9 protein-coding genes and 1 pseudogene are annotated in these 19,434 nt (G+C 69.3%); 4 read left to right on the top strand and 6 right to left on the bottom strand.

Annotated features, from left to right (window positions below):
- The 4 genes and pseudogenes from O0J73_RS14290 to O0J73_RS14275 form a co-directional block, all read right to left on the bottom strand.
- A pseudogene (locus tag O0J73_RS14290) lies at window positions 1-157 on the bottom strand (ferric siderophore transporter TonB); the annotation flags it as partial.
- A 39-nt stretch (window positions 158-196) separates the two neighbouring features.
- Entirely contained in the window at window positions 197-610 is a 414-nt protein-coding gene (locus O0J73_RS14285) for a biopolymer transporter ExbD (RefSeq protein WP_005409874.1), read from the bottom strand.
- 10 nt (window positions 611-620) lie between these two features.
- Window positions 621-2,405: a MotA/TolQ/ExbB proton channel family protein gene (locus tag O0J73_RS14280; RefSeq protein ID WP_308308988.1), complete on the bottom strand. Its 1,785-nt coding sequence runs from the start codon at window positions 2,403-2,405 to the stop codon at window positions 621-623.
- 38 nt (window positions 2,406-2,443) lie between these two features.
- Entirely contained in the window at window positions 2,444-4,057 is a 1,614-nt protein-coding gene (locus O0J73_RS14275; RefSeq protein ID WP_308308987.1) for a ShlB/FhaC/HecB family hemolysin secretion/activation protein, read from the bottom strand.
- 201 nt (window positions 4,058-4,258) lie between these two features.
- Here O0J73_RS14275 and O0J73_RS14270 point away from each other — a divergent pair, with 201 nt between their 5' ends.
- Window positions 4,259-4,594: a hypothetical protein gene (locus O0J73_RS14270; protein WP_308308986.1), complete on the top strand. Its 336-nt coding sequence runs from the start codon at window positions 4,259-4,261 to the stop codon at window positions 4,592-4,594.
- A gap of 33 nt (window positions 4,595-4,627) precedes the next feature.
- On the opposite strand, the gene O0J73_RS14265 is transcribed toward O0J73_RS14270, so the two are convergent.
- Window positions 4,628-5,089, bottom strand: coding sequence for a hypothetical protein (locus O0J73_RS14265; RefSeq protein WP_308308985.1), 462 nt, complete (start codon window positions 5,087-5,089; stop codon window positions 4,628-4,630).
- A 115-nt stretch (window positions 5,090-5,204) separates the two neighbouring features.
- Between O0J73_RS14265 and gspH the strand changes: the two genes are divergently transcribed.
- From gspH to O0J73_RS14250, 3 genes are read left to right on the top strand one after another with little or no spacing between them, the layout of a single operon-like run.
- Entirely contained in the window at window positions 5,205-5,651 is a 447-nt protein-coding gene (gene gspH, locus O0J73_RS14260; protein ID WP_197564048.1) for a type II secretion system minor pseudopilin GspH, read from the top strand.
- Window positions 5,648-6,010 (top strand): type II secretion system minor pseudopilin GspI, encoded by a 363-nt coding sequence (gene gspI / locus O0J73_RS14255; protein WP_308308984.1) that lies wholly within the window; start codon window positions 5,648-5,650, stop codon window positions 6,008-6,010. Before gspH ends, gspI begins: the two co-directional genes overlap by 4 nt.
- Entirely contained in the window at window positions 6,007-6,621 is a 615-nt protein-coding gene (locus tag O0J73_RS14250; protein WP_308308983.1) for a prepilin-type N-terminal cleavage/methylation domain-containing protein, read from the top strand. Before gspI ends, O0J73_RS14250 begins: the two co-directional genes overlap by 4 nt.
- A gap of 220 nt (window positions 6,622-6,841) precedes the next feature.
- Here the strand turns inward: O0J73_RS14250 and O0J73_RS14245 are convergent, their stop codons facing one another.
- Complete coding sequence (locus O0J73_RS14245) at window positions 6,842-19,237, bottom strand: filamentous hemagglutinin family protein (protein ID WP_308308982.1); 12,396 nt, start codon at window positions 19,235-19,237, stop codon at window positions 6,842-6,844.
- Window positions 19,238-19,434: the final 197 nt, after the last annotated feature.

The raw sequence follows: 19,434 nt of genomic DNA, 5'->3' as shown, positions 1-19,434 counted from the left end.
GTGGCGGAGGGGGCGGCAGCGCCAGCATCGGCGGCTGCACCACCGGCCTGCGGGTACTGGCGGTGTCCTTGAACAGCAGCCACCACACCGCGATGCCGAGCACCAACAGCGCGGCCAGCACCAGCGCCACGGTCACCAGCAGCTGGCGACCGCGCATGCCGGGCTCCGGCCGAGGGGGTTGATGGGCCGTCATGCCTCAGCCCTGTGCCTTGCCGGTGACCAGCCCGACCTGGGCCAGCTCCAGCCGCCGCAGCAGGTCCAGCACCTCGACCACGCGCGCGTACTGCACCTGCGCATCGCCGCGCACGATCACCGGGAAGTCCGGCGTGGTCGCGCGCTCGGTGCGCAGGCGGTCTTCCAGTTCAGCCATCGTCACCGGGTAGGCATCGAGGAACACCTGGCCACTGGGGTCGATGGTGATCGCCTTGGTTTTCGGCTTCTCCAGCGCCACGCTGTTGCTGGCCTTCGGCAGGTTGACCTCGATGCCGGGAATGGAGGCGTTGCTGGTCAGGATGAAGATCACCAGCACCACCAGCAGCACGTCGACGAAGGGCGTCACGTTGATGCCCTTCTCGCGCTTCTTGATGCCGAACTTCGCCTTCTGGCCCATGGCGCGCCCCTCAGTCCTGGACCGCGGCCGGGCCGCGCCCGTCCTGCTCTTCGGCCAGGCGCGCGGCGAACTCGTCGATGAACACCGCCATGTCCGCGCCGATCGCCTCGGCGCGTGCACCCAGGTAGTTGTAGCCGAACAGCGCAGGGATCGCGACGCCGAGGCCGGCTGCGGTACACAGCAACGCCGCAGCCATGCCCGGCGCCACCGAGTTGATGTCCACCGCGCCGGCCATCGCCGCCACCACGAACACCAGCATGATGCCGATGACGGTGCCGAACAGGCCCACATACGGTGCGCCTTCAATGGTGGTGGACAGCCAGTTCATGCGCCGCGCCATGCCTTCCTGTTCGCGCACCATCACCGCATCCATCGAGGCACGGATGGCGGCGATGGTGGCCGCGCTGAGGTAGCCGCTGTTGCCATCACGCTGGTGGCGCTGCTGCATTTCATCGATGGCGACCTGGTAGATGCGCCACAGCGAACCCTCGTGCATCGCGGTCGGCGCCTTGCCCTGGCGGTCCATGTCGGACAGGGTGCGCAGCGGCACGCCGGACAGCTTGCCGAAGCTCTCGGTGAACACGGCATTGGCCTTGCTGGTGCGACCAAAGTGGCGGCTCTTGGCGATCATGATCGCCCACGACAGCAGCATCATCAGGCCAAGGATGGCCACCACCACCCAGGCGTCGAACGGCATCGCCTTGAGGATGAAACCGAAGTGGCTCTGCCCGGCCGACTGCTCGTCGGCCCCGTAGCTGATCAGGCGCGAATCCGCGCCCTGCGCGGTGGCATCGGCCAGCAGCAGCGCCGCCGGGCGCGCCACCCGCGAGATGCGCAGCTCATCCAGCGCACCTTCGAAGTTGGCCAGCGGCTGCGCCGCACCCGCAGCATCGGCGCCCACCACGGCGGCGGTGTTCAGGGCCGGCAGATCGCCACTGAGCTGGGCGACCACGCGCCCATTGAGGTACAGCTGCAGCGCCCCCTTCCCTGCGGTCAGGGCGACATGCGCCCACTGCCCTTCCGGAATCGGCTGCGCAGGCGTGCTGCGCTGGCCGTTGAGCTGCATGAACGGCACACGATTCTCGATGCCGAGCACCAGCTCGCCCGCGCCGTCGCGACGGGCATAGATCGCCTGTGCGGCACTGTTGCTGCCCGGCTTGATCCACGCGGAAACGGTCAATGGCGCGCCGGCCTGCTGCGCCAGCGAGGCGCTGGCCGGCAGCGGCAGTGGACCGCCGCCGAGCTGCACGCCACGGCCGATCACCGAGCCTTCCGACGGCGCCACCACGGCCCCGGCATTGTTGCCATAGGCGGTGGTGTCGCGGGCCGGGGCATTGGCTTCGGCGAAGTGGTAGACCAGCGTGTAGTCCGGGTCGAACACCTGCTGGCCATTGCCGCTGGCCGGGGCCTTGTCGTTGCCGTAGTACATCCAGATCGTCTGCGGCGCCGCGGCACTCACCGCCGGCACGTCGACCCAGACCAGTGCCAGGCCGAGCTTGGGATCGAACTGTTCGATCTGGTGGGCCAGCACGGTGCGGCCATCGCCCGAGACGAAACGCAGGTCGCTGCCCGCATCCTGGGTGCCATCGAAGCCGAAGTTGCCGGTATGCAGGCGCAGCAGCAGCGGTGTGCGGCCCGGGTCACCGGCCAGGCCCGCGCCCTGCGGGCCGGCGTCGACGGTGATCGGCTTGCGGTACTTCCATTCGGCCTGCCACCAATTGGCATCGGCCGCAGCGGCAGGCAGCGCAACCAGCGCGGCCAGCAGCAACAACACTCGGGAAAGCAAACGGTCCATGCGAAGGGTCTCCGGAGAACGCATGTTCAAGGGAAGGGTCAGTAACTGGTGCTGATGTTGAAATGCAGGCGCGGGTCGTCCTTGCGCGTGACCGGGCCGTCGGCGTAGGGCCAGGCGTAGTCCAGGCGCAGTTGCAGGTGTTCGCCCAGGCGCAGCTGCGCGCCCAGGCCGACCGAGGCCAGGTTGTACTTGTCACGCTGATCGGGCAGCGGCTGGCGCAGGCGCAGGTAGGCCGCGTCGGCAAAGCTGTAGACGCGCAGATCGGTGCCGCTCCACAGCGACCACGCCGGCGTGCGCCATTCCAGGCTGGCCAGGCCGCCGTAGTCGCCAATCGCTTCGGCCGACAGATAGCCACGCACGGTGTACATGCCGCCGGCGGCAAACTGCTCGGCCGACACCAGCGGCGCGTCGGTCACCTGCAGCGAGCCGCGTGCATACCACTGCCAGTCGCTGCCGAAGGTATGGGTGTTGGCCACGTCGGCCTTGAAGGCCACGAAACTCGGATCGGCCCAGAATCGCTTCTGCCCGAATGCGGTGGCATCGCTGCCGTAGCCCAGCAGGCGGCGGGTGCCGGCCACCAGCTGGGTATTGATGCTCAACTGGTCCTGCTCGCCCTGGCGCACGCCCACGAACGCGAGGGTGATCGGCGCATACTTCAACGGCGTCTTCAGGCTGCCCTTTTCCATCTGCGTGTCTTCCTCGGTGTCCTTGAAGTCCACACCGAGGCTGAGCTGGCGCCACCACTGGCGGCTGCCGGCCAGGCGATAGTTGAGCTTGAGGCCGATCGAATGGCCATTGCCGATCACGTTGGTGCCTGACCCGGTGCCGACCTGCGCGCCGGCATTCAGCACCCGGCTGTCGGACTTGTAGCCGGAGGCTTCCAGGCTCCAGGGCGTGCCTTCGAACGGCATCATGTACGACGCCGAGAACACCTTGGCCTGCTGGGTGTCCTGCGGCGCCAGGTACACGCCGACGTTGACGCTGTGCCCGCGCTGCCACAGGTTGTCGTAGGCCAGCGAGGTGCTCAGGCGCAGCTTCTCGGTATCGGCGCTGCGATCGTTGTTCAGTACCGCGCTGACGCGCCACGGCGACTTCTCTTCAACCTGCAGGTCCACGTCCATGGTGCCGGGCACCTGGCCTTCGCGCACCAGTGGCATCACCTGCCGGCGCCCGCCTTCGTTGAGCGCGGTCAGTTCCTTCTGCGCCTGCTCGAAATCGGGCACCTTGCCTTCGGCCAGCGCCGGCACGCGCTCGCGGATGCGTTCGGGCGACTCGTGCTTCGTGCCGACCACGCGCAGCTGGCCGATCGGCGTCTGCTGCACCTTCAGCAGTACCACGCCGCCACTGACCTGCTGTTCCGGCAGTTCAACGTAGACCGACTGGTAGCCGGCCTGCTGGTACAGCGCATTGACCGCATCACGCGCCTTCTCGACATCGGCCAGTGTCTTGCCCGGGCCGAGGAACGGCTCCACTGCACGTTCGATCTGGCGCGGATCGAGCACGGTGTTGCCGCGCACGATGTATTCGTTGATGTTCACGCTGGGCGCGGGCGCCTGCTGTGCGAACAGCGGCAGCGGTATCATGACCAGGGCCAGCACCAACGGATGCAGGCGCAGCGGAAGGCGGACGGCTCGGGGCGGAACAGGAGTCATCGAAGGCATCGCGTCGTATCGAAGGGAATGGCCATGGAGCGGCGCGTGGATCTACCAACAGGACGTGCACGTCGCGTCAAAGCCGCCAACAGTTTTGTGACAGCCCTGTCATCTTTTGACAGCGCCGGAACCCTCGCGGGCGGACACTGCCTTCGCCATACGTCTTCGGTGAAGAACGCGGGTTGCCGCAGGAGATTCGAGATGAGCAGTTCATTGAAGACGGGCCTCCACCCTGCTCTCGCACTGGCATTGCTGCTGGTGTTGCCACCGCTCCAGGCCCGGGAAGCGAGGCAGCAGGACGATGCCGCGCCATGCATCGAAGTGCAGGTCAACGGCGAGCGCATTCCTGCCTGGGACTGCCTGCAGCGCAAGCTGGCACCGGCGCCGAAACCGGCGAAGTCACCGGCGCTTCCCGAAGCCGAGCGCCTGATGCGGCGGCCCGGCAACCAGCTGATGCAGTACAACCTGGAAGGCACGCGACAGCGCATGGGCGATGCCTTTGGTCGTTCGGTGGTGCCGCAGCGTCCGGCGCGCTGAACCCGTGCATCGCAGCCAAGCGCGGGCTCGGCGCTACGGCGCGCCGCGCTGTGGAGCGGCCGGCACGAAGCCATCCGTCGGCACCGGCGGCAGCTCCGGCACCGGCAGGCTGCGCGACTGCCCGGCCTGGTTCAGTTCCACCGTGCTGGCGCTGATGCCGGCCAGCACAGTGCAGGGCCCCAGCCGCTGGCCGGGGGCGTACGCTTCGGCAGGACGGCCATCGACCGAGAGCAGGGCCAGCGGCGAATGGTCGCCGGCCATCACCCCCAGCACCACGACTTCGGTCTGGACAGCGCCGGGCGAAAGCAGCCGCACCAGCGGCAGGCTGGCCGCCGCCGCGAACACCGGCCGCACAGTGGCCTCGGCAGGCGCTTCACTGGCCACCGCCGCCGGCGCCACTGCAGACAGGGTCACCGTCCAGTAGGCCACCACCGCCAGCAGCAGCGTCGCTGCCAGTACGGTCAACAGCCGATTGCGATCCCAGCGCCTGTCCATGTCCTGCACCATCGCCACGTTCGTGTCTGCCCACGCTAGCAGCTACCGCTGACGCTTTTGTTTCATCATCCGCGCATACGCTGGCAGGCATCGGCAAGGACCGGAGGCAATGTCGATGCTGCACATTCCGCGTGGTTTCACTCTGCTGGAACTGATGGTGGTGCTGGTGATCATCGGCATCTGCACGGCTGGCATCGGCCTGGGCCTGGGCAGCCTGCTCGATCCCGCGCGGCAGCTGCGGCAGGAGGCCGAGCGGCTGGCACAACGCCTGCAGGTTGCGCGCGACGAGGCCCGCATCGATGGCAACACCATGCGCTGGCAGGCCGACGCCGACGGTTACCATTTCAGCCGCCGCGAAGGCAGCCGCTGGGTGGACATGGAGCGCGACGACCTGCTGCGGCCGCAGACGTGGCAGGCCGCCGGCATTTCGGTGCAGCCAGCCACCGCCATCGAATTGAGCCCGGAGTGGATCGGCGTTGCCTGGGAAGTGCGGCTGTCGCTGGACGGTCGCCAGCTGCGTCTTCGTGATGATGGCAGCGGACAGTTGCAGGTCGTGCAGTGAACCGGAACACGCGCGGATTCACCCTGATCGAAGTGCTGATCGCACTGGCGATCGTGTCGATTGCCCTGGCCGCGGTGATGCGATCGGTCGCGGTCGCCACCGATGATCAGTCGCGCCTGCGCGACCGTCGGCTGGCCCTGATGTGTGCGCAGGATCGCTGGCAGGAACTGCGCCTGGCCGGACAGGTACCGCAGGAGGCACGCAAGCGCTGCCTGCAGGGGCGCAGCCGGTTCCTGGTGCTGCAGCATCTGGGCACCGGGGCGGATGGGCAGCCGCAGCTGGAACTGAGCGTGGTGGCCGAACAGTCGCCGCGGCAGTCGCTGGCACGGATGCAGCTGCCCTGGACAGCCACGCCGTGAAGCGCCCGGTGCATGGCTTCACCCTGATCGAGGTGATGATCGCGATCACCATCATGGGCGTACTGGCACTGATCTGCTGGCGGGCCATCGACAGCGTGGCCAGCAGCGACCAGCGCCTGCGCCAGGCCGATGCGGAAACCACGCGTGCATTGCGCGCGCTGCAGCAGTTCCAGCGCGATGTCGAGATGCGCGCCGATGATGCGCTGATGAACGGCGCGGTGCGTCCGGCCGATCAGCCGCAGCGGTTGCTGCCGCCCTCGCTGGTCAGTGAGCGCCACCCGGACGGCAGCTTCGCACTGGAGATCACCCGCAGCGTGGGCAGCGACGGGCTGCGCTGGCAGCGCGTGCGCTGGTGGCGGCAGGGGGACACGTTGTGGCGGGCCAGCGGCGCTGCCACCGACCGCTACCCGCTGCCCGCACCCGAGCCGTCTAAGGGCATTGCGGTGGCACGCGCGGTGCAGCGCTTCGAGGTGCGTGTGTGGCAGCCCGGGGCGGGCTGGGCGTCGTTGCCGGGCGAAGGCGATGTGCTGCCGGCCACCGGCCTGGAGCTGCGGTTGGAGCTGCGCGACGGGCGCGGTGCGTTGAGCTATCGGCGGGTGCTGGGGTTCTAGGACGCCTTGGGAGGGACGTCATCCACGCATGGCGTGGATCTACTGGTGGGCAACGATGCACTGCCCCTCTGCCGCCGGGCGCACTCCTGCACCCGGCGGCGCCGTGTCGGTGGTCCTCACCGCTGATGGCCGCTCCCTGCCCTCCGTGCCGTCCTGGCTGGGGCCGCGACCCTTCCATGGCGGCTGGCCCGATGCTGCCGTCTGCAGCGCCGTTCGATGCTCAGCGGCGCTGTTTGCCTTCGTCGCGCCTGGCCTGCGGGAACTGGAAGGCGCTGTTGTCGTCGTAGCCACTGCTGGCGGTGTTGCCATGCGCCGGCGGCTGGATGCTGCTGGTGCCACTGCCGAAGCCGAGGATCTGCACGCTGATCACCGACGGCTGGTTGCGCCGCGCGTCGTCCTGGCTCTTGCGCATCACATCCTGTGCGGCCTGGCTGGCACTGTTTGCCGCCGCGCTGGCCGCCGCCAGCGCGTTGACGTTCACCGTGGCCAGTACCGGCAGGCCCTTGCTCTCTCCCTGCACCTGGATGTTGGCGGCGTTGAGCACCTGAAGCGCAGCCAGGTTGATGTTGCCCGACACGCGGATGCCCGCCTCGCCCGCGTCGATGGTGCCGAGGGGCGCGATCAGGTCGACGTCGCCGGCCGGCACTTCCGGAATCGGGTTCAGCGTGGCGAAGCCCGCGCCGGTCGCAGGCGCCAGCGGTGACAGCACCACGTTGCCCCAGCGGTCGTAGACGCGGCGCGGCGGGGTATACAGCAGCGTGGTGCGCGAGCCGCGCCCGGCGTTGATGTTGCCCTGCTCCGACCAGCCCAGGATGTCACCGCCGAAGGTGGTCATCACCCGCGACAGTCCCAGCAGCACGCTGTCCTGGCTGAACAGCCGGATATCCCCGCGACCCTGGGTGATCAGGCCGGAACTGGCTGGCGGAACCTCGCCCGCCACGCCCAGTACGATCTGGCCGCCCGGCGCCAGCAGCTCGATGTTGCCACCGGCTTCGGTACGCACGCCGGAGCCACCGAACATCACGATGTCGCCGGTCCGGTCGAGGGTCGCACCGTTCGCATCCTTGTCCGGCATCAGGGTGGCGATGGCTTCGCGCCCGCGCAGGTAGGAGCCGAAGCGCGGCCCCTCGGCATCGTTGAACTCGCGGCCACCCTCGCGCAGTTCGGCATAGAAGACCTGGCGCAGGAAGATGTGCTGCTGCTCCTTCGGCAGCGCATCGAAGGCGGCCAGCGCGGAGCCGTCGTCAACGCGCATGCCGAGTCGCTGCGACAGCCACTGCTTCAGTTCCGCGTCGTAGATCCTGGCCACCTTCCCCGGCTGCGATGCCAGCGGCTGCGCAGGGTCGGCAAGATTGGCAGCCCCCAGGTAGCGGGCGCGCACTGCATCGAAGGCGATGTGCTGGTCGCCGGCAGTCAAGGAAACGCTGGCACCCGGCCGGGTGTCGCCCTGGATCAGGCCGCCGGTGGTGGTCACGCCGCCCGCGTCCTCGAAGCGGAGCTGGCGGCCCGCGCTGACATCAACGTTGCCCGGTCCGGCCACGTGCACCGTGCTGCGCACTACGTCGCGCCCGGCCTGCACCACGGTGATGTCGGTGGCAGTGGTGTTCATCGCGCCGATGCTGGACACCAGGATGTCGCCGCCGGCGCGCACCTGCACCGGGGAGGAAAGATCGCTCCAGTTGAGCAGGCTGCGCGTGCCCATGGCATTGTCCAGCGTCCACTGGCCACCGGTCCTCAGGCCGACGATGTCACCCTGCACTGCATAGAATCGATTCGGCGCGCTGGTGCCGTCGCGCAGTTCCCGCGCCAACGGCGCATTCGGGCCGAACGCGAACAGCGGCAGCGAGGCGCGCGGATTGCCCGCCACGCCATCCAACGAGGCGTTTCCGATCACCGTCGCGCCCACCTCGGCAGTGAAGGCCGGCGCGAACGGGGACGGCAGGCGCACATCGGCGCCGGAGCTGCTGATGTCGGCACCGCGCATCGGCACCAGGATCGAGTCCATCGCCAGCACTTCCAGCGAACCGCGCGCCGAGGGCGCGGTCAGCAGCACATCACGCGCATCACTGCCCGTGGTCGATGTTTCCGCAAGGCGGATGCTGCCGTTGGCGGCCAGCATCCGCAGCTGCGAGGGATACAGCCAGTAGCGAAGATCGGCACCGCCACGTTGCTTCACTGCCTCGGCGAACAGTTCGCCGGATTCGGCAGTGGCCATCACGGTTCCCCTCTGCTGGCCGGGCGCGAGATCGCCACCGGCCGAGATCAGGTCCACCGCGGTATTGGCGGTCCACAGCGAGAACCAGCTGCTGGAAGCGGCGGTGCGGCCATCGCCCAGCGCCAGTGCGTTGTAGCTGGGCACCGGCACCCGGCCGGCATCGGCCACACCGGCCAGCACCAGGTCGCCGCGCGACTGCAGGGTCGCCACCGCGTCGCCCAGCACCAGCACCGGCCCGCCCATGGCATCGCCCAGCTGCGCGCGGAACGGATCTTCCTGCCTCAGGCCGCTGTACGGCGCCACGTAGTGCGCCACATTGGTGACCATGCCACCGATGCGTGCCGCGTCCAGCTGCATGCGACCGCGCAGGTTCACCAGCGCACCACTGAGCGGCAGGTTGGGCTGGTTCAATGATGGATCGCTGGTTGCCAGTGCAAGGTTCGGATTCAGCGCGCCACCCAGGCGCACCGCCAGGTCGCCGCCACCGGTCAGGTGCAGCGTACCGTCGGCCTCGACGCGCCCGGTCGAGCCCACCGCTGCCACCACGCCGGACGAATGGCGTGCCAGTGAATTGACCACGGTTCCGCTGGCCACGCCCGCGTCACGGCCGGCCTCGAGGGTGAGGTTGCCGCCACCCAGTGTGCCGAAGCCCATGAAGCCCACCATGCGCGCACCGGTCAGCGTCGGCAGGCTGGTGTAGCTGCCGAAGTTCACCCACCAGCTGGTCGCCGTGGACGGCGCCCCGGCCACGCCCGGGCTGCCCTGGCGCCACAGCCAGTTGCCCACTGCGCTGGGGGCAAAGCCCGCGCCTTCAGTCTGGCTGCGCGGAGTGACATCGAATCCGACCTGGGCGGCGCTGTCCCACAGGTCGCCACGGATGTCGCGGCCCGCGGAAACGGTCAGGTTTCCGCCCTGGTCCGGATACCAGGCCTGCCATGCCCCCAAGGCGGCCGCATAGCGCCCGTCCGCATCGGTCGGCCCAAGCACGGTGGCCAGCCCCGGTGCCGGTGCCCGGCCCGGATTGAACGCTGCATCGCGCCCGTTGCCCAGCGATGTCGGGGCGCCGGCGGTGTACACACCGAAGCCGGACATCATCCGCACGTCGCGGCCGGCCAGCAGCTGCAGGTCGCCCTTGCCGGTGCGCAGCACACTCCACAGCGGGGTGCCCAGCTTCGAGCCATAGATCGTCTTCTCGATCAGTTCGCCACCGCCATAGCAGTAGTCGGTGATCGCGCAGAAGCTTTCTTCGGTCATGCCGAAGATCTCGGCGAATTCCTTCGCCGACATGCCCACCGCCGACTCGTCGCCCACCAGGTCCAGCGAGGCCTGCTTGGCCACCAGGCGCGGGGCCAGGCCGCAGAAGCCTTCGCCGGCGTCGCACAGGGTCTGCTCGTCGACGCCCAGTTCTTCGGCCACTTCCTTCAACGGGCGATTGGCATAGGAGGGATCACCGATCAGCGCAAGCGCGCCATCCAGGGTGAGCACCCGCTCGCCGATCCACTCGCTGGTCTTCTGCACGGTGCCGATCGTTCCATAGTGGCTGTCGGCCAGGATCAGGTCGCCCTTGGCGTCCAGCCGGCGCAGGCGCGGATCGGCGGCCGAGGTATCGGCACCGGCCACGGCAGTGACATCCCACGACGTGGTGCCTTCCGGCAACATTGCCGCCAACGCCCAGTTGCGGCCCTGCCTGCCGTTGGCATCGGCCGGCCGCAGGTTGACCGGCTTGCCGCCGGGCAGCTTCACCGCGGTCATCGACGGAATCAGCGAACCCGGTGCCAGTGCAACCGCGCCGGACAACTCCATGGCCTCCGGCAACGCCGCGCCTGCCGGCCAGAGCTGCGCCGCCAGCGTTGCTTTCGAGGCGAGCCGGAAGCCAGCGCCCAGCCGGTCACCGGCCGCCAGCTGCAACGGCTGCTGCAGCAGGCTGCCCGCGGCCAGCACGGTGCCGTCGGCGAGGGTGACGGCCGCCGGCAGCACGGTACCCGCCGCCAGCAGCAGGCGTGCGCCCAGCCGCATCTCCGCCGGCAGCACGGTGCCGGCGGGCACATCGGTCTGCGTGACCGGGATCGCGTAGTTCAGCACCGCGCCCTTCGGGAACCGTGTCGCGGCCTGCAGCGTCACGCCATCGATGGGCACCACGATGTCGCCGCCAAGCGGCGTAATGCGCAGCGTATTGGCATCGGCCGTCTCTCCGAGCATCCAGCCCGACTCATCGGGATTGGCCGGGGGCGGCGCGAAACCATCATTGATGCTGCCATAGATGCTGAGATCGCCCGCTGCGCGCAGCACCAGCGCAGCCGACTCGCCGAATCCACGCCGCAGGGGGTCATTGCGATTGGCCTGCGGACCATAGCGGTAGCCGGACAGGTCCAGGTCGCCGCGCACGGTCAGGTTGCCGGTGGGATTGTCGGCCGACACCTGGCCCACGATCTCCACGCCGGGCCGCAGGCGCACCTTGCCCAGTGCCGCGGTGCGCGCGGCCAGATCGGCATTGCCGAGAGCGGCGTTCATCCATGCCTGGTTGTGCGGATCGACCACCGTGTCCAGCCATTGCTGGGTGACCAGCTGCGGCCGATGGCCATTGACGTCAGGCGTCGCTGCCAGCGGCGCGTCGGTATAGCGCCGGAAGGCATTGACCAGCACATCCCGCGCGCCGGTGACCGACGCACCGGACTCGGCGCGCACTGCTGCATCGTCAGTGCCCCGTCGCGGCACATTGAGGGTGAAGGTGCCCCGTGCCACGCCATCGTTCTGGCCGGCCGCGGTGCCCTGTGCAACCGCGGTGCCACTGCGCAGGTCAACCCGCGCGGCACTGCCCAGCACCACCTCGCCATCGCGGCTGCCCAGCTCCACCAGCGCACGGTTGCTGCTGTCGATGATCTTGCCGTAGCTGTCCACCCGCAGCCCGCTGCCGTGTGCATCCAGCAGCCCATCCACCTGCAGGCGGTCACGCGCGGCCAGGCGGATGCCTCCGACCTGCTCTCCGCTGGCATCGATGGTGCCGAGCACATGCAGGCTGCCGCCGTCGATGCTGAGCGCAACGTTGCGCGCCTTCAGCGTGTCGGTCACGGTCAGGTCGCCCTGCTTCAGCTGGAAGCTGCGTGTGCCGAAGAAGCCGCCCGCATCCAGCTGGCGGTTCAGGCCGGCGAAGTCGGAAAGCTGCTGCGCGCGCAGCACCAGTTCGCCGCTGTCATAGGGCACCGTGCTGCCACCGGTGGCCTGGCGACCACTCGCGCTGCCACGCAGGGTCCCGGCCAGCTCTATGCGGCCGGCTTTTTCCCCCAGCGCATTGACGGTGATCCGGCCTGCGCGGTTGTTCGATGCCGAGACGTCGATGCTCGAGCCCGCGGCGGCCAGCACGTTGCCCTGGCGGGCGGTGAGTTCAACGTCGCCGCCCCAGCTGTACTTGTCCAGATCGTCCATGCGGATGCGGCGCCCGGCCAGGTCGATGCGGGCGTTGCTGCCCAGCACCACGTCGCCGTCCGCCCTGGCCTGCAGGCGGCCCGAGGCCAGCGCCACGGCGGAGTCGATCAGGATGTTGCGTGCCTGCAGCCCCAGTTCGGCGCCCAGCGCATCGTGCCCCTGGGTCTGGCCTGCGCCGCTGATGCGCAGATCACCCCCGCTGCGTACCAGCAGGGCACTTCCCGCCGCGCCGGTCAGCAGCGGTGCCTGGATGTCCAGTGCACCGCCGCTGTACTGCCAGCCCGTGCCGGCCTGGTAGGCGCCCTGCGCCTGGTAGACGTCCAGCGTGCCCTTGCCGGCGAACTGCGCCTGCTGCGTGGCCCGCAGCGAGACGCCGTCGAACCCGAGCACCTGGCGATGGGCCGGCACTTCCGAACTGGGGCGTGTATAGGGCGCGCGTCCGAGGATCAGCGAGCGGGTGTTGAGCTCGAGCTGTCCATGGCCGAGCCGATCGACCATCGCCGCGCCCGGCGCCTGCGGGGTACCGTCGGTCAGCACCGTCGACACCGCCTGCGTGCCATCCCATACCAGCGTGTCGGCATAGATGCGGGCCTGGTCACCGGCCTTGCCGTAGCCATGGATCGCCGGCGCCCCCAGCACCAGCTCGCGCAGGCTGCTGTTGCCGGTGGCCGGATTGCGGGTGTCCAGGTCCACGCTGCCGAATACGTTGATCGCGTCGCGTGCGGACAGGCTCAGTGTCTCCAGCGCGGGCGTGCCAAGCGCGGTATTGCCCCGCAGCAGCTGCTGCAGGGTCTGCTGGTTCAGCGCCAGCCCCTGCGGCAGGGCACCCTGTGCAGCCATCGCCTGCAGCGATGCGGCATCACCGAGGTTGATGGCGGTCATCGACAGGCCCAGGCGGCGTGTGCCATAGCTGACGTTGTCGCGCAGCTGGAACCCGCCCTCGGTACTGACATTGATGCTGCCCTCGGACAGCAACCGGGTCTGCCCGGTGCAGCTGTCGCTGCGGCAGGCGCCCACATCGATTGCAACGCGGGCGGCCGCGCCTCCCGACAGCAGGTTGGTCTGGCCGTTGGACACGGCCAGCACGCCCGTGATCGCATCGAGCTTCATCAGGTAGCCATCGGTGGCGTCGTAGCCGGGCTTTCCACGCCCGACCGTACTGATCACGGCGCCCTGCTCGACCACCACGCCCGCGCCACCGGCCGCGGCGCCCAGGATCACCTCGGGGGCGCTCAGCGTTGCACCGGAACGAACCAGCACGCCGCCGCCTTCCGATCTCACGTTCAGCGTGCCGGGCAGAGTGGCGTCCGGACGCAGGGTCACACCGACCGTCAGGCGCGAGGGCTGCAACGCCGTGAGCGCGTCGGCGAAAATGGCCGCCATGCTGCCCGCGCTGGCGCGCTGGCCTGCACCCAGCACTTCCAGCGTGCTCGGGCCACCATTGCCGACCACCGACACCGTACCGCCGAAGCCCTTGCTGTCGGCCTCGGCCGCGAAACGTGTCATGCCCTGCATGCGCAGTGCGTCTGTGGTGCCCAGGCCTGCACCGGCGCCCAGCGTGAGCCGCAGCGTGCCAGCGTCCACCGACTGCATGCCACGCGCGATGCCGCGGCGCGCCGCATCGTCCTGCACGAACGCGTTGTAGCCGGTTTCGTTGTAGCCGGAGTGGCGGCGCACCACCTCGGCCGGGGTCAGCACCAGGTCCGTCCACAACGGCGATGCGGAAGGCGCAAGCCCCTGCGCCTGCTGGCCGCTGACTTTCCACGAGCCGGTTCCGGTGGCGGTGGCCAGCGCCTGCTGCGTGCCCTGCGCGCCCACTTCCACCCGGAATGCGCCCGGCTGCAGCGCGTAGGACGCCGGCAGCAACGTATAGGTGCCCGCCGCCAGGCCCGGCACGCCTTCAGGCACGGTGATGCGCTGGCCGATGCCCGGGTCGGCGCTGCCGTCGGCCAGGCCCAGCGGCGCGATGCCGTTGCGGTAGGACGGGACAATGGCATACACCGCGTTGCTGCTGGCGCTGAAGGTGTAGGCCGGATTGGCGTCACGCAGTGCGTGGCTGCGCACGTCCACCGAGCCGCTGCGGCCACTGACGAACCCTGCGCCGGTCAGCGTGCCGCCACCGGACAGGTCCAGCAGCGCACCTGCCTGGATGTCGACACTGTTGGCTTGCAGGTCGACACCCACCGTGTCCACGGTGTTGATCATGCCCACCAGGCTGGGACTGACATCCTTGCCGTTCAGGCGCCAGCGCTGGCCATCCACGGTGCCACCGAAGGGAACGCTGAGGCCGGCCGCGCTGCTTGAGGTCACACTGCCGGGCAACAGCGTGATACGCGACGCGACATTGCCTGGGCCCAGTCCGCCGATCACCAACTGTCCCAGCGGCGCGCGCACCACGCCTCCCTGCTCGACCGTGGCGGCAACCAGCGCCAGCGAACCGAACACCGAATCGGCCGCAGGAGGCGTGGCGCCGGTGCCATGGATGCGAAGCACGCCCTTGGCATCGGTCCAGTTGTTCTGTCCACCCAGCACATCGTAGATCGATACCGCGATGCGGCCCTTGGTTCCGGCAACCGGATAGATCTGCGCGGCCGTGATGTCCAGGCTCGACGGCGCCAGCAGCTGGGTATCGAAGAAGTTGCTGTTGCCACTGACTTTCGCCAGCAGCCGCAGGTCGCCGCTGCTGGCAAGGTGGGCGCTGCCGAAGCCGGCCAGATCGACCGTATCGCGTACGTCCAGCACCTGTGCCGAGGCGCTGAAACTGTGGTTGCCGGCGTCGGCACGGGCCGCCACCGGCGCCACAAAGGGATTGTCCGAGGTGTCGCGGAACCAGCGTGCCTGCGCAAGTCGCACATAGGGCGCCTGCATGTGCAATGCCGATCCCGCCGCGCTGCCGGTGGCCATGCCCATCGCGGCATCGCTCAGCCCGTACAGGCGCAGGCTCTGCCCCACGCGCAGGTCGACATCCCCCTGCGCGCGAAGATCGCCGAACACCGAAAGATGGTCGAAGCCACCGGCCTGCACCTGTGCCGCCGACAGCTCGGCGTGCCCGTGCTGCAATGGCGTGGACGCGCCAGGGGCTGCATCGCTGGACTGCTGCACCAGGGTGATTGCACGCGGGCCAAGCTCCGCAGCGCCCGCCCGGCGCTCGTACACCCCACCGCCGAAGGCCACGCCCAGCGTGCCGCCCTGCGCGCCCACGCCACCGGCCGCCGCCCGCAGCGTGCCATCCAGGTACAGGCCATTGGCCGAGCGCAACACGATCGTGCCGCCGTCGCTGGCCACGGAACGGGTGCCACTGCCATCCACGGTCAGCGTCTCGCGGGTACCGGACGCATCCAGAACCGCGCCGCGCTCGACCACTACGAAGGCATCCGGCGGGCGGTTCTCCAGCGCATCGCGCGACTCCCAGTCCAGCGTACCGCCGATCCCGATGCTGCCGCCCGAATGCAGCACGCCCTGGTGACGACCCGCGGCGTCCTCCGCGGCGAAGCTGTCGCCGGACACATCCAGCAGCGCGTTGCTACCGATGCGATAGCGCAACGGGGTGCCGCCGATCTGGTAGCGCTGCTGGTTGTCGCGCACATCGTCGAGGCGGATGCTGCCTGCCTTGGCGATCAGTGCACCGGCCACGTCGGTGTTGCCACCGCCGCGCAGCTCGATCGACTGCCCGGCATCGACCTGCACGACCGCGTTGCTGCCGATCCTTACATCTCCGCCCAGCGTATTGCGCTGCGAGCGCAGCAGCACGCTTGCGCCCTGCCGCTGGGTAACCGACCCGCTGCCCGGGTCGAAGGCATACAGCGGTGCCGTCCAGGCCTCCAGGCCTTCGCCTGCGGTCGCTGCATCGGCAGCGGCCTGGCGCACGCGCAACGTCGGTGCGCGCACGTCCAGCCGGGTACCATCGGCCACCTCAAGCCCGGCATGGCCGTTGATGTCGTACTGGCCGAATCCGCTGCGCAGCAGCGTAGGTGACAGCCACAGGCTGCCATCGTCGCGGGCCCGGTCAGCCAACCTCACCTTGCCCCCGGTCGCCAGCTGCAGGGTGCCGGCACCGCTGCTGCCCAGGCCGCTGATCTGCCCGTCCAGCTGCAAGCGCCCACTGCCGTCGGTGGTCACCTGGCTGCTGTCGGCCAGCAGGGCGATGTCACCGCCCTTGCCTGCGCTGGCCTTGCCCTGCAGGTCGACGCGTCCACCCGCATCGACACTGATGCGGCTGCCTGCGACCAATGACACATCGTGGCTGCTTTCCAGGTTCACGCGACCGCCGTTGATCCACGCCTGCGCGCTGCCGGCGCCGCCGTCCAGGCGCTGGTTTGCCCAGCGGCCGTCGAGGTCGATCACCGCCGCTTCGCCCAATGTGACCACACCCCGACCGTTGGCCTGCACCACCTGCATGCGGCCGGTGGCGTCGGCCAGAAGATTGCTGGCGGTCAGGCTGCCCCCGGCAATCCGGACCCGGCCGTTGATGTTGACGCGCCCTCCGACCAGGTCCAGCTGCCCACCATCGGCAAGGGCCAGTTCGCCGTCGATGCGGATGCCACCTGCCGTCGCCAGGTCCAGCCGGCCCCACTGCTGGACGCTCAACTGTGCGCCATCGAGCCAGACGGTGTTGCGCCGGCTTTCATCCAGCGCGCCCTGCAGGCTCCAGCGTGCGGTCGCCGCCGGAGGCGTGCCGATACGCACCTGCGAGTCGAACACCGCATTGCGGCCGGTACCGTCGTAGCGCCCCAGCCACAGCTGCGCGCCGCGTGCCACCGCCGTCTGCGACTGCACGTAGCCATCGGTGCTGCTGCCCGGTGCCCGCGTCTGCCGCACGCCATTGAACACGGCCGTATCGATCTGCCCCTCGAGCACCGCGGTGGGCGCCGAAACCAGCAGCCGCCCGGCATCGCGCCCCACCGTGTAGCCGTTCTCGTAACGCGATTCATTGCCGATCAACGGATTGCGCCAGGCCTCGGTGATGCCCCAGCGCGCCTGTTCCACTTCAAAACCGCGATACAGGCCGGCGAATCCACGATCCACCGGCGCGTCGTCCAGGCGATACAGCTGTCCATCGTTGCCGCGCAGCCAGCTCTCCTTGAGCATGCCGCTGGCCACATCGAGGCTGCCGCCGGACAGGTTGATCCGCGAACCCGCGGCGCTGACCACTTCACTGCCGGCAAGCTGCACGGTGCCGCCCTGCGCGGCCCATTCGCCGATGGAGTGGCGCTGGTTGCCCAGGTAGCCGCTCACTTCCAGCAACCCTCCACCGGCATACCATCGTTCGCCTTCATGGCCGCCTGTCCCGGCCGGCACGTAGATCAGGCCGCGCCGGTCGACCCAGACCCGGCTGCTGTTGAGCGTGCCGGCATCGCGTACGTCCGGGGCATCGCGCAGTTCGTTGCCCTGCACGTTGATTTCCAGCTGGTTGCTCTCCATCGCCACCTTCACCCCGGTGGCACCGGATACATCCACGCGTGCGCCATCGCCCAGCAGCGTGCGCTGGCGTGTGTCGACCACGATCTGGCCACCGGTCGCCAGGGTCAGCGACCCGGCCTGGGCCTCGACCGTGCCACCGGAGACGATCTCCACGCGCGACTGGTCACGCCGATCCTGCAGCCGCGACAGGTTGTCGAACGCGCCCTGTGCAGCGGTACTGCGCACCTTGTCCTGGGCCGACGACTCGTTCAGCAGCGCCTGCCGCTGGCTGTCGAGCGCGGTGGTCTTGCCATCGTCCTCAAGCAGGATGGCCGTGGTGGCATCACGGCCGAGGGTCACGCTGGCCTTGCCATCGCTGGCGGAGCTGAGCAGGTGCACGGTGCCGCGCTGGTTCAGGGTGCTGGTGGCAACCGCAACGCCGGCCTGCTCGACATGACGTCCGGCCAGCGTGATGTCGCCTTCGCGCGCCTGGATCAGGCCGCTGTTGCGCACATCGCCTGCCGTGCTGCCTGCCACGAAGCGCGGCGCGATTTCGTTGCCACCGGTGGTGGACGACGTGTTCTGTGCCGTGCCCACGCCACGCCGTATCACGAAACTGTCGCCGGCGGCGAGCTGGGTCTGTCCCCTGCGGGTGTCGATCTGGCCGGCATTCTCCACGCTGCGCCCTGCCAGCAGGACATAGCCGCCCCCGCGCGTGGCCGTGGTGGGCTCATGGGTGGCGATGCGGGCACCACGCTCCACCATCACCTTGCCGAACGCCTCGGTCAGCGCATCCGAACTGGCGTTGACGCTGTACAGGCCTTCATCACGGAACTGCGTGTCGCTGATGCGCGCGGCCGCCGCCACCAGGTTGCGTACGTTCACCTGGCCGTTGCTGCCGAAGATCACGCCGTTGCGGTTGACCACGAACACGCTGCCGTCGGCCTTCAGCTGGCCGAGGATCTGGCTGGGCCGCGCGTTGGGATCGTTGACCCGGTTCAACACCGCCCAGTCCGCGTTCTGCACGATGTTCAACGTGGTGTTGGCACCAACGTTGAAGGTCTCCCAGTTCAGGATCGCCTTGTCCGCGGTCTGTTCGATGGTGACCTGCACGCGGCCATCGGCGCCCTGCGCCTGGATGGCCTCGCGCGCGTTGGTCCAGCCCCGCGTCAGCGGGTTCTCATCCACCTTCAGGCCGTCCTTGCCGAGCCCGTCGGCGACCACGAATCCGGCATCACGCCGGGCCTGCCTGGCTTCCTGCTGCAACCGTTGCTGCAGCGCGATGGCCTGTGCGGCGGTCCCCAGGTTGTCGATCGACCGCTGCAGTTGCTGGCGGGCCGCATCCTGCTGCTGCGCGGGCAGCTGGAACTGGATCGGCACCCCGCTGGGCATGCGTCCACTCTGTGCGGCCGCGCCCTGGGCGGCACCGCGGTCGGCAAACCAGGCCGGGCTGAATGCCTGCTGGGCCTGGCTGGCCGGCGCCACCACCGTGCCAAGCGCAACGGCGACGGCCCAGGCCATCGGGTGGCTGCGGCGCAGCGTGGACGGGCGCGAAGCGGTCGTGAGCGGATGCGACATCTGAACCTCGTCAACCTGGTTGGGCGGCCGCGATCGCGGCGCGCTCTGAAGGATCGGGCGGCACGCGCCCTGCATCTGTAAGACGGGGACGGCTGCGTGAAGCCGACATCAAAAGACAGCGCCGCCGATGCGGGAATGGGCCGGATTCCGGCCGGAACCGTGGCCGGCGCGCACACGCAAGAGAGGGGGGGGGGCGG

This window comes from Stenotrophomonas sp. Sm6012, from assembly GCF_030985895.1.
GTDB lineage: Bacteria > Pseudomonadota > Gammaproteobacteria > Xanthomonadales > Xanthomonadaceae > Stenotrophomonas > Stenotrophomonas forensis.
Note: the sequence above shows the minus strand (reverse complement) of the source record. Positions and strands in the feature narration are given on the sequence as shown.